Origin of the sequence: Kitasatospora sp. NPDC059803, from assembly GCF_042732255.1 — a bacterium.
Classification (GTDB): Bacteria; Actinomycetota; Actinomycetes; order Streptomycetales; family Streptomycetaceae; genus Kitasatospora.
Window position 1 is genome coordinate 1 of the sequence record NZ_JBHWIJ010000316.1, and the last position, 9,563, is coordinate 9,563.

11 protein-coding genes are annotated in these 9,563 nt (G+C 74.1%); 8 read left to right on the forward strand and 3 right to left on the reverse strand.

The features are described 5' to 3' along the window. The 5 genes from ACFV6I_RS33420 to ACFV6I_RS33440 all read left to right on the forward strand — a co-directional run. A partial coding sequence (locus ACFV6I_RS33420) for a S9 family peptidase (RefSeq protein ID WP_380429424.1) occupies positions 1-1,051 on the forward strand: 1,051 nt, incomplete at its 5' end. Between the two features lie 205 nt (positions 1,052-1,256). Next, on the forward strand, positions 1,257-2,204 hold the full coding sequence (locus tag ACFV6I_RS33425; RefSeq protein WP_063347947.1) for an ABC transporter ATP-binding protein: 948 nt from the start codon (positions 1,257-1,259) through the stop codon (positions 2,202-2,204). Next, positions 2,201-2,923, forward strand: a complete 723-nt coding sequence (locus ACFV6I_RS33430) for an ABC transporter permease (protein WP_063347946.1) — start codon at positions 2,201-2,203, stop codon at positions 2,921-2,923. Before ACFV6I_RS33425 ends, ACFV6I_RS33430 begins: the two co-directional genes overlap by 4 nt. Positions 2,924-2,931: 8 nt before the next feature. Continuing rightward, on the forward strand, positions 2,932-4,194 hold the full coding sequence (locus ACFV6I_RS33435) for a sensor histidine kinase (RefSeq protein WP_380429427.1): 1,263 nt from the start codon (positions 2,932-2,934) through the stop codon (positions 4,192-4,194). A 14-nt stretch (positions 4,195-4,208) separates the two neighbouring features. Further along, entirely contained in the window at positions 4,209-4,559 is a 351-nt protein-coding gene (locus tag ACFV6I_RS33440) for a hypothetical protein (RefSeq protein ID WP_063347945.1), read from the forward strand. A gap of 37 nt (positions 4,560-4,596) precedes the next feature. Here the strand turns inward: ACFV6I_RS33440 and ACFV6I_RS33445 are convergent, their stop codons facing one another. Further along, positions 4,597-5,097 carry a GNAT family N-acetyltransferase gene (locus ACFV6I_RS33445; RefSeq protein WP_380429429.1) on the reverse strand — a complete coding sequence of 167 codons (501 nt, stop codon included), beginning with the start codon at positions 5,095-5,097 and terminating at the stop codon, positions 4,597-4,599. An 83-nt stretch (positions 5,098-5,180) separates the two neighbouring features. Here ACFV6I_RS33445 and ACFV6I_RS33450 point away from each other — a divergent pair, with 83 nt between their 5' ends. Further along, a complete protein-coding gene (locus ACFV6I_RS33450) occupies positions 5,181-5,810 on the forward strand; it encodes a response regulator transcription factor (RefSeq protein WP_063347943.1) in 630 nt (209 codons plus the stop codon). Between the two features lie 63 nt (positions 5,811-5,873). Here the strand turns inward: ACFV6I_RS33450 and ACFV6I_RS33455 are convergent, their stop codons facing one another. Both ACFV6I_RS33455 and ACFV6I_RS33460 read right to left on the reverse strand, forming a co-directional pair. After that, positions 5,874-6,746 (reverse strand): transglutaminase-like domain-containing protein, encoded by an 873-nt coding sequence (locus ACFV6I_RS33455; protein WP_350879909.1) that lies wholly within the window; start codon positions 6,744-6,746, stop codon positions 5,874-5,876. A gap of 87 nt (positions 6,747-6,833) precedes the next feature. Beyond that, on the reverse strand, positions 6,834-7,790 hold the full coding sequence (locus tag ACFV6I_RS33460; protein WP_380429432.1) for a GNAT family N-acetyltransferase: 957 nt from the start codon (positions 7,788-7,790) through the stop codon (positions 6,834-6,836). A gap of 188 nt (positions 7,791-7,978) precedes the next feature. Between ACFV6I_RS33460 and fdxA the strand changes: the two genes are divergently transcribed. Next, on the forward strand, positions 7,979-8,305 hold the full coding sequence (fdxA, locus tag ACFV6I_RS33465; RefSeq protein WP_030061559.1) for a ferredoxin: 327 nt from the start codon (positions 7,979-7,981) through the stop codon (positions 8,303-8,305). Positions 8,306-8,325: 20 nt separating this feature from the next. After that, positions 8,326-9,563, forward strand: a 1,238-nt coding sequence (gene dapC / locus ACFV6I_RS33470) for a succinyldiaminopimelate transaminase (RefSeq protein WP_380429435.1), incomplete at its 3' end; no start/stop codon positions are given.

Genomic DNA, 9,563 nt, shown 5'->3' on the forward strand with positions numbered 1-9,563 from the left:
GGTGCTGTTCACCGCCTCCGGCGGCGCCGCGGAGACCGACCCCGAGCCCGGCTGGATCGCCGTCGGCCGGATCAGCCACGACGGCAAGCGGCTCGGCTGGGAGTCTTCCAACGGCCGTCCGTTCACCTCCGTCACCAGCGCCGTGCACGCGGGCGGGATCACCGTGCGCGCCACCGCCGAGCCCGACCTGCCCGGCACCCTCGTCCAGGTCGCCCGCGACCTGCCCGAAGGCGTGGTCGTCGACGACGTCGCCACCATCGCCTCCTACGCCGAGACCCCGGTCATCACCGCCCGCCCGGTGTTCCGCTTCGCCGGCGAGCGCCGCATCCCGTCCGCCGTCTTCCTGCCCACCGGCTACGACCGCGAGCGGGACGGCCTGCTGCCCGTCCTGATGGACCCGTACGGCGGCCCGCACGGCCAGCGCGTCGTCCAGGCGCACAACCCGCACCTCAACTCGCAGTGGTTCGCCGACCAGGGCTTCGCCGTGGTCGTCGCCGACGGGCGCGGCACCCCCGGGCGCAACCCGGCCTGGGAGAAGTCCATCGCCTTCGACTTCGCCGGGGCCACCCTCGACGACCAGGCCGACGCGTTGCAGGCACTCGCCGAGGAGTTCCCGCTGGACCTCGGCCGGGTCGCCATCCGCGGCTGGTCGTACGGCGGCTACCTCTCCGCGCTCGCCGTGCTGCGCCGCCCCGACGTCTTCCACGCGGCCGTCGCCGGCGCCCCGGTGACCGACTGGGAGCTGTACGACACCCACTACACCGAGCGCTACCTCGGCCACCCGGCCGAGCGGCCCGAGGTGTACGCGGCCAACTCGCTGACCGGCTACGCCGCCGGGCTGGAGCGGCCGCTGATGATCATCCACGGCCTGGCGGACGACAACGTGGTCGCCGCGCACACCCTGCGGCTGTCCTCCGCGCTGCTCGCGGCCGGCCGCCCGCACACCGTGCTGCCGCTGTCCGGCGTCACGCACATGACGCCGCAGGAGGAGGTCGCGGAGAACCTGCTGCTGCTCCAGGTCGACTTCGTGAAGCGCGCGCTGGGCCTCTGACAATTGGCCTGACCTGCGGTTGTGCGGCCGGTACCCCTGACCCGGGTACCGGCCGCAGCCATGACATCCGTCATACCGAAGGCACGACGGCGGACACTGCCGCCGTACCCCGCCCGCACGGGACTCTGAGGTGGTGCGAACGACACCGATCGCGACACCGATCGCGACCACGGGCGCGACACCACCAGGAGAGAAGAGCAGGGCGATGAGCACCGAAGTGGCCGCCTTCCGCGGCGTCGGCAAGAGCTACGGGCGGGTGCGCGCCGTGGACGACCTCAACCTCGTGCTGCGCCCGGGCGAGACCGTCGCCCTGCTCGGCCCGAACGGCGCCGGCAAGTCCAGCAGCCTGGACCTGCTGCTCGGCCTGCGCCAGCCCGACCAGGGCAGCGTCACGCTGTTCGGCGGCACCCCGCGGGAGGCGATCGTGGCCGGCCGGGTCGGCGCGATGCTGCAGAGCGGCGGGCTGATGGCCGACGCCAAGGTCCGCGAGCTGGTCGAGCTCGCCCGCGCCGTGCACCCGCGCGGCCGGCCGGTCAAGGAGGTGCTGGCCGACGCCGGGATCACCGAACTGGCCGAGCGCCGGGCCGACAAGCTGTCCGGCGGCCAGGAGCAGCGGGTCCGCTTCGCACTCGCGATCGCGGGCGACAGCGACCTGATCGTGCTGGACGAGCCCACCACCGGCATGGACGTCACCGTCCGGCAGGCGTTCTGGGCGAGCATGCGGGCACAGGCCGACGCCGGGCGCACGGTGCTGTTCGCCACCCACTACCTGGAGGAGGCGGACTCGATCGCCGACCGCGTCCTCGTCCTGCACCGGGGCCGGCTGATCGCCGACGGCAGCTCCGCCGAGATCAAGGCGCGCGCCGGAGCCCGCCGAGTCGCCTTCGAACTCCACGACGTGGACGGGGAGTTCGACGAAAACGTGCTACGCCTGCTGCCGGGCGTGCAGTCCCTGGACGTCACCGCCCGGGTGCCGGGCGTGCGGACCGTCCGGATCCGCACCGCGGACGCCGACGCCAGCGTCGCCGGGCTCTACCGGGCGGGCCTGTACCCGCGCGGGCTGGAAGTCACCGGCCTCGGCCTGGAACAGGCCTTCCTGACGATCACCGGCGCGCAGGACCGGCACGAGGACGCGAAGGAGACCGTGCGATGACCACCCTGATCCGGCTGGAGATCCTGCGGACCTTCCGCAACCGGCGCTACCTGGTCTTCACCATCGCCTTCCCGGCGCTGATGTACTTCTTCTTCACCCACGCCTACGGCTCCTCCCCACTGGCCGGCGGGCTGTCGGTGAAGACCTACTTCATGGTCTCGATGGCCACCTTCGGCGCGGTCGGCGCGGTGCTCACCGGCAGCGCGCAGCGGATCTCGCTGGAGCGCAAGAGCGGCTGGGTGCGCCAACTGCGGCTCACCGCGCTGCCCGGCCGGGCGTACACCCTCGGCAAGATCGCCGCGAGCTCGGTGACCACGCTGCCGGCGATCCTGGTGGTCTTCGCGCTCGGCGCGGTCCAGGGCGTGTCGCTCGGCGCGGCGCAGTGGGCCGGTCTGGCGGCGGCGCTGTGGCTGGGCAGCTTCGTGTTCGCGGCACTCGGGGTGGCGCTCGGGTACGCGGCGGCGCCGGACTCGGTGCAGACCATCGTGATGATCACCTACATGGTGATGGCGCTGTTCGGCGGGACGTGGTTCCCGGTGAGCGGCTCGCTGGAGAAGTTCGCCCGGTTCAATCCGGTGTACCTGTACAACCAACTGGCCGCGTTCACCCGGCCCGGGCACTCCCTGGACACCGGCGCGGTCGCCGGACTGGCCGCCTTCCTCGTGGTGTTCGTCGTCGCCGCGGCGGCGCTGTACCGCCGCGACACCCGCCAGGCATGATGACCGACATGACCGAGCCGCGCCAGACCCGCCGATCCGACGAGCAGCCGGAGGCGGGTCCGGCGCGCACGTCGTTCATGACCGTCCCGGGCTCGCCGATCGAGAACAGGCGGCAACTGCTGGTCAAGGTCAGCTGGATGCTGCTGTGGACGATCTACCTGGCCTACCCGGTGGGCAACCTCCTGCACGGCGGGCACGGGACGGCCGCCCGGGTGTTCGGCTGGCTCTGCCTGGCGGTCTTCGTCGGCGGCTACGTCCTGCTGGTGATCTTCCGCTCGATGGTCGGGATGCGGCCCCGGGCCTGTCGGCTGATCGTCGCGACGATGGTCGTGCTCGCGATCGTCTCGGCCTTCGTTCTCGGTGAGTCCTTCCTGACCCTCTTCACCTACGCCTCGGTGTGCGTCGCCGTGGTCCTGCCGGTGCGCTACGCGCTGCCCGGCGTCGCCGCCATGGCCGTGCTCACCGCCACCGTCGGCGTGCTGAGCCACGCCGGCGGCGACACCATCCCCACCCTGGCCCTCACCTCCTTCCTCGCCGGCGCCGCGATGACCGGCATGCAGCGGCTGGTCGCCACCATGAAGGAGCTGCGCGAGGCCCGCGCCGCCGTCGCCCACCTGGCCGCGTCCGAGGAACGGCTGCGCCTCTCCCGCGACCTGCACGACCTGCTCGGGCACTCGCTGTCGCTGATCACGCTGAAGAGCGAACTGGCCGGGCGGTTCATGGACGCCGGCAAGGACGAGGCGGCGCGGGCGCAGGTCGCCGACATCGAGCAGGTCGCCCGGCAGTCGCTGATCGACGTCCGGGAGGCGGTGACCGGCTTCCGCCGCCCCACCCTGCCGGTCGAACTCGCCGCCGCCCGCACCGCGCTGGCCGCCGCACAGGTCCGGCTGGAGGCCGCGCCGGAACTGGCCGACACCTGGCCGGGGCTCGCCGACGAGGAGGCGGGCGCGCTGGCTTGGGCCCTGCGCGAGGCCGTCACCAACATCGTCCGGCACGGCGAGGGCGCCACCGTCTGCACCGTCACGGCCGACGAGAGCTGGGAGGGCGGCGGCGAGCGCTACGCCGTCCTGGAGATCGCCGACAACGGGCGCGGACCGGGCAAGTCCCAGCCGGGCAACGGGATTTCGGGCCTGGAGGAGCGGTTGGCCCTGGTCGGCGGGCGGCTGGAGGCCGGGCCGGGCGAGCGGGGCCGGGGCTTCCGGCTCCGGGCCCTCGTCCCGCTGCGGACGGTCACCGCGCCGGCCGGCACGGAACCCGGCCGGTCGGGTTGACCGTCCTCCCCGGCATGGCTACCGCACTCATCCTCGGCTTCGACCCGCACACCGTCCCCGGCATGGACGGCGACGGCCTGCGGGCCGTTCTCGACGCCGAACTCGCCCGCTTCGCCGACCACGGCATCGACGCGGCGATGGCCCTGGTCGCTCCCGACGAGACGGCCGGGCCCGCGATCACCGCCGCCCTCGCCGGCCGGGACTGGGACGTCGTCGTCATCGGCGGCGGCATCCGCAAGCCCGAACCCGCCCTGCCCTTCTTCGAGCTCGTCGTCAACCTCGTCCGCCGCCACGCCCCGCAGGCCGCCATCGCCTTCAACACCAGTGGCTCCGACAGTGTCGAGGCCGCCCAGCGCTGGCTCTGACCCGCATCCGGAGTGGGAAGTCGGCCGGGCCGACTTCCTACTCCGAGGGCCGGCCGTCGGTGAGGGAGCGGCTGAACCGGAGGCCGGGGCGGTCGTCGAGGGTGAGTTCGGCGACGACCGTGAAGCCGTTGCGGGTGAGGACGGCTCGGGAGGCGAGGTTGTCGAGGGTGGTGACGGCGGTCAGCGACGTGAGGGCGTAGTCCGAGGAGGCCAGCCGGCAGAGGTGGGCGACGGCGGTGGTGGCGACGCCCCGGCCGACCGCGTGTTCGCCGACGCGGTAGCCGAGTTCGGCGGTGCCGTCGGCGATGTCGACGAGGTTGACGCGGCCGAGGACGGCGCCGGCCGCGTCGAGGACGACGTGGAACCGGCAGACACCGGAGTCCTGTTCGGCGAGCAGGGCGGCGTGGCGGGCCGGGAACTCGGCGAAGTAGGCGTCGCCGCGGTCCGGAACGGTCCGCGCGAACCAGGCGCGGTTGGCGCGCTCGAAGGCCAGCAGGGCGTCGGCGTGGTCCGGGCGGAGGCGCTCCAGGTTCAGCATGCGGCCAGTCTGGCCCGCAGGGCTTCGGCGAGCCAGGCGAATACCGCCCGCAGCCTCTCCGGCGCCCCTCTAAGGTCGTGGGCATGAGCGACATTCAGAACGGGGCCCTGATCCGCGTGCTGCTCGCCGAGGACCAGGGGATGGTCCGGGAGGCGCTGGCGGCGCTGCTCGGGCTGGAGGGGGACATCGACGTCGTCGCGCAGGTGGGGCGCGGGGACGAGGTGGTGGCGGCGGTGCTGGCGCACGAGGTGCAGGTGGCTGTGCTGGACATCGAGATGCCGGGGATGACGGGCATCGAGGCGGCCGCCGAGCTGCGCCGGAACGCGCCGGGGACGAGGGTGGTGATCGCGACGACCTTCGGTCGGCCGGGGTACCTGCGGCGGGCGATGGAGTCGGGGGCGGACGCGTTCCTGGTGAAGGACGCGCCGGCCTCGGAGCTGGCGGAGGCGATCCGCCGGGTGCTGCGCGGGGAGCGGGTGATCGATCCGGTGCTGGCGGCGGCCGCGCTGGCTGAGGGGGCGAACCCGCTGACGGCGCGCGAGCGGGACGTGCTGGGCGCGGCGGCGGACGGGGCGGTGAACGCGGACATCGCGCGGCGGCTGCACCTGTCGGAGGGGACGGTCCGCAACTACCTGTCGATGGCGATCCAGAAGACCGAGGCCCGCAACCGCACCGAGGCGGTGCGGATCGCCCGGGAGAAGGGCTGGCTCTGAGCGCGCCCCCGGCCGGCTCCGAGCGCACTCCCGACTGGCTCCGAGCGCGTTCCCGGGCGGTCGTCAGTTGAGCCGGTGCCGGGCGGCCCGGGCCTCCTGGCGGACCTTGGCGGCGGTGTCGGGGTCGAAGGTGTCGAGGATCTGCGCGAAGGCGTCCATCTCGGCCGAGCCGCCGAGGAAGTCGCCGGTGCGGACGAGGAGTTCGGCGCGTTCGAGGCGGAGCTGGGCGGGATGGCGGGGCAGCAGGAGGGCGAGTTCGGTGGCCCAGAGCTGGGTGCGGGCGTGTTCGGGGCGGTCGGCGGCCCAGGCGCGGATGTTGCCGAGCACGCGCAGCACGAGGTCGAGCGGCTGGGCGGGGGTGAGCAGGTCGGGGCTGAACTCCTGCCCGGCGCCGCGGACCAGGCGCTCGGCGTCGTCCGGGTCGAGCAGCCGCCCGCCGTGGAAGGGGTCGGCGAGCACGTACTCGTCGCCGCCGCCCGGCCCTCCGACGGCGACGATGACGTGGCCGGGCAGCGCGATGCCGTGGACGGCGAGCCCGGCCCGCCGCCCGACCGCCATCCACACCAGGGACAGCATGATCGGCAGTCCGCGCCGCCGCCGCAGCACGTCGGGCAGCAGCGAGGATTCGAGCCGCCGGTAGTCGGACTGCCGCCCGTGGAAGCGTTCCCGCCCGCCGAGGACGGCGGCGAGCAGGGCGGCGGTCTCCTCCGGGCCGGCGGGGGCGCGTTCGGCGACGGCGAGCCGGACGGCGCTCGCGTGCCGGTCGAGCGCGGCCTCGCAGGCGGCGAGCAGGGCGTCCACGCTGGGCGGTTCCCCGGGGTCGTCCGGGTCGAGGACCGGGCCGTGTTCGGCGGCGGCGAGCAGGCAGAGCAGCACCGGGTCGGGATGCTCGGCGCGGGCGGCGGTCCGGAAGCGGTCTCTGCTCTGCTCGGTCACGGTGACGGCGACGGCTTTCGTACGGCGGGCGGGCAAAGGCGGGCGAGGAGCGGCGGGCGGGCAGGGCGGCGGTGCGGTCGGGCGGTGCTACCCCTGGGGGAGAAGGGCGTAGTGGTAAGTGTGACTGGTCGTGAAGCCGAGTCCGTCATAGAGCGCGATCGCCCCGGTGTTGTCCGCCTCGACCTGGAGGTACCCGCCGGTCGCCCCCTCCTCGGCGGCCCGGGCGGCGAGCACCGCCATGACGGTCGTGGCCAGCCCGGCCCGCCGGGCGTACAGCGCGACCTCGATCGCGCCGAAGCAGGCCCAGGGCCCGTCGATGACGCAGCGTCCGATCGCCAGCGGCGGCTGTCCGGGGGCGCCCGGCACGGTGGCGAACCAGACCGACGGCCCGCCGTGCAGCACCTGCCGGGCGGCCTGCTCCAGCGCCTCGTCCTCGCCGACCCGGCGGTAGAGCGAGAGCCAGGCCGGGTCGGCGGTCCGGGCGAGCCGGACCCGCTCGGGCCCGGAGCCGGCCCGGGCGAGCCCGGCCAGCGGTGCGGTGCGCACCAAAGTGGGCGCGTAGCCGGCCCCCAGCCGGTCGAGCTCGGCCCGCAGTTCGTCCGGCGAGCCCGGGGTGATCACCTCGACGTACGCGGGAAGCCCGCGCGCCGCGTACCAGCGGCGGACGGCGGCGAGCGCGTCGGGCAGCGGCAGTCCGGGGTCGCCGAGCGCCTGGACGGAGTTGGCGCGCCGGGTGAACCCGGCCGAGGCGCGCAGCGTCCACGCGCCGAGCGGCTCCTGTTCGACGGCGGGCCAGCCGCGGGCCGCGATCCGCTGGAGTTCGACGGGCGTGGCGGCGGGCAGCGGCGCGCGCCGGGCCGGGAAGAGCGGCACGACCTTGCCCGCGACCAGCAGCTTCTCGGCGAAGGAGACGGGGTCGCCGGTCCGCGGGGCGACCGTCAGTCCATGATCGTCCCACGATGTGAGCACGCCGATCGAATCCCGGAACACCGGACGGTCGTCCACGAACCCCGAGAGGCGGCGGACGGACACACGTCGTCCCACGTCAGAGCGATCTATCCGGACCTCCGGACGGTCCTGGGCCGGGCCGCCTGCCGTCATCTGGGCACCTCCTGTGCATTTGCGGTCTCCGACCCGCGATACTAGGGGCGGGCATCGACGACGCCGCGCTCACCGCGCACGCGAGCAGAACAGAACGGGCCGCCACGGCCCTTCCGAGGAGGAACGACAGCGTGACCTACGTCATCGCGCAGCCTTGTGTCGACGTGAAGGACAAGGCGTGCATCGAAGAGTGCCCGGTTGACTGCATCTACGAGGGCGAGCGATCGCTCTACATCCACCCGGATGAGTGTGTCGACTGTGGCGCTTGCGAGCCGGTCTGCCCGGTCGAGGCGATCTTCTACGAGGACGACACCCCGGAGGAGTGGAAGGACTACTACAAGGCGAACGTCGAGTTCTTCGACGATCTGGGTTCGCCCGGTGGCGCCTCGAAGCTGGGTCTGATCGAGCGCGACCACCCCTTCATCGCCGCTCTGCCGCCGCAGAACGCCGACCACTGACGATCGGTGGCATCTGAGCTGTGAACACCAACAGCACGCGCGCGCCGTTCCCGGGTCACCCGGGGGCGGCGCGCCGCGTTTCCGACCTCCTGCCGGTCTTCCCCTGGGACAAGCTGGAGCCGTACAAGGCGACCGCGCTGGCCCACCCGGGCGGTCTCTGCGACTTCTCGGTGGGCACCCCGGTGGACCCGGTCCCCGAGGTGATCCAGAAGGCGCTGGCCGCCGCCACCGACACGCCGGGCTACCCGACGGTGTGGGGCCCGGTGGAGCTGCGCGAGGCGATCGCCGGCTGGCTGCACCGCCGCTGCGGCGCCGAGATCGGCCCGCAGGCCGTGCTGCCGACCGTCGGCTCCAAGGAGCTGGTGGCCTGGCTGCCGACCCAGCTCGGCCTCGGCCCGGGCGACCAGGTCGCCTACCCGCGGCTGGCCTACCCGACGTACGAGGTGGGCGCGCGGCTGTGCGGCGCGGAGCCGGTCGAGTACGACTCGGTGGACGAGCTGGACGGTTCGCGGGTGCGCCTGCTCTGGGTGAACTCGCCGTCCAACCCGACCGGCCGGGTGCTCGGCGGGGACGAGCTGCGTCGGGCGGTCGCCTGGGCCCGGGAGCACGGGGCGCTGCTGGTCAGCGACGAGTGCTACCTGGAGCTGGGCTGGTCCGCCGAGCCGGTCTCGGTCCTGCACCCGGACGTCTGCGGCGAGGGCCACGAGGGCCTGCTGGCCGTCCACTCGCTCTCCAAGCGCTCCAACCTGGCCGGCTACCGCGCCTCCTTCGTGGCGGGTGACCCGGTGGTGGTCAGGGAGCTGCTGGAGGTCCGCAAGCACGGCGGCATGATCGTGCCGGCGCCGGTCCAGGCGGCGACGATCGCGGCGCTGTCGGACGACGCGCACGTGGCGGAGCAGCGGGAGCGGTACGCGGCCCGGCGCTCGGCGCTGCGGGCGGCGCTGGAGGCGTACGGCTTCCGGGTCGAGCACTCGCAGGCGAGCCTCTACCTGTGGGTGACGCAGGACCGCCCGTGCTGGGAGACCGTGGCCGAACTGGCCGCACTGGGCATCCTGGTGGCGCCGGGTGAATTCTCCGGGCCGGCCGGCGAGCGCTTCGTCCGGGTCGCGTTCACCGCGACCGACGAGCGGGTGGCCGCGGCCGTGGAGCGGCTGAACGCGGCCCGCTGTCCGTACGCCAAGTGGGGGGGGGGGGGGGGCGGGGCCCCCCCCCCCCCGCCGGGGGGGGGGGGGGGGGGGGGGCGCGCGGGGGGGGGCGA

What these genes read in the sequence shown, in the direction of transcription:
- ACFV6I_RS33445 (WP_380429429.1), bottom strand. Translation starts at nt 5,097, where the DNA reads ATGCTGAACCTGGAGCGCCTCCGCCCGGACCACGCCGACGCCCTGCTG.
- ACFV6I_RS33440 (WP_063347945.1), top strand. Translation starts at nt 4,209, where the DNA reads ATGGCTACCGCACTCATCCTCGGCTTCGACCCGCACACCGTCCCCGGC.
- ACFV6I_RS33450 (WP_063347943.1), top strand. Translation starts at nt 5,181, where the DNA reads ATGAGCGACATTCAGAACGGGGCCCTGATCCGCGTGCTGCTCGCCGAG.
- ACFV6I_RS33430 (WP_063347946.1), top strand. Translation starts at nt 2,201, where the DNA reads ATGACCACCCTGATCCGGCTGGAGATCCTGCGGACCTTCCGCAACCGG.
- ACFV6I_RS33425 (WP_063347947.1), top strand. Translation starts at nt 1,257, where the DNA reads ATGAGCACCGAAGTGGCCGCCTTCCGCGGCGTCGGCAAGAGCTACGGG.
- ACFV6I_RS33435 (WP_380429427.1), top strand. Translation starts at nt 2,932, where the DNA reads ATGACCGAGCCGCGCCAGACCCGCCGATCCGACGAGCAGCCGGAGGCG.